The 998-nt window shown below is 41.6% G+C and carries 1 protein-coding gene; it reads right to left on the bottom strand.

Going from position 1 to position 998, the window contains the following annotated elements; genetic code table 11:
- On the bottom strand, positions 1-998 hold a 998-nt coding region (locus WDB87_RS00010; RefSeq protein WP_337848629.1), incomplete at both ends, for an Ig-like domain-containing protein.

The raw sequence follows: 998 nt of genomic DNA, 5'->3' as shown, positions 1-998 counted from the left end.
TTGCTACGTTACCCGCTATATCTTGTGTGCTTACATCTACTGTGTAGTCGCCATCTGATAGGGCATTTAAAATACTGCTATCTAATTCCCAGTTGCCAGCGTTATCTACACTTGCAGTGCCATTAAATACAGTACTGCCGTCACTGTCTTTAATGATAATTGCTACGCTTTGGTTAGCTTCTACATCAGTTACTGTGCCTGCTACTTTAGCAGTGCTTTGCTCAGCATTGTTAATAACAGCATCGTCGCCCACATTTACCGTAACAGCGCTTTGTGTATCTTTAACAATGTTAAGATCTGCATTGGCAGTGTTGCCTGCGGTATCAGCGGTTGTTGCTGTAACAGTCAATGCCCCTTCATTAAGGGATGTCAAATCGAGTGAGTTACTTTGCCACGTTCCATCAGCTAAAATAGTCGCTTGCCCTGTTACCGAAGCACTACCATCAGAAACAGTAATATTGACGATTTTACCTTCTTCAATATTGGCACTTTGACCATTAATAACTACAGCCGATTTTTCTGCATTATTGATCAATAAATCGTTATTTTCACTTGGTATAGAAATGGAAGCTTGGGTATCTTTTTCAAAGGTTGTGCTATTTGTGGCTTGGTTACCCGCATTATCAAGTACACTAACAGTCGCAGTAATAGTGCCATCGGCAAGGGTATTAATATCTGCACTATTAACCTCCCAACTGCCGTCATTATTAATCGTAACATTGTTTATAGTCACGAGTTCGCCACTTTCATCAGTAAAAGTAACTGTTGCTATATTCGTTGGCTCTATATCAGTAACCTGACCACTCACAACAACATTTGTTTGCTCGCTTGCATTTACTACGTCATCACCCGCTGCCATTGCAATGGTAGTAGCTGCTGTTTTGTCGTGTATGGCTGTATCTGTATTAGTGGCTATGTTACCGGCTACATCACTTACGGTGGCTGTGGCGGTTAATGTGCCATCGTTTAAGCCTGATAAATCTGCACCTGTAATCGTG

Source organism: Pseudoalteromonas sp. C12FD-1 (assembly GCF_037414265.1).
Lineage (GTDB): Bacteria > Pseudomonadota > Gammaproteobacteria > Enterobacterales > Alteromonadaceae > Pseudoalteromonas.
This window is presented reverse-complemented; position numbering and strand designations above follow the sequence as displayed.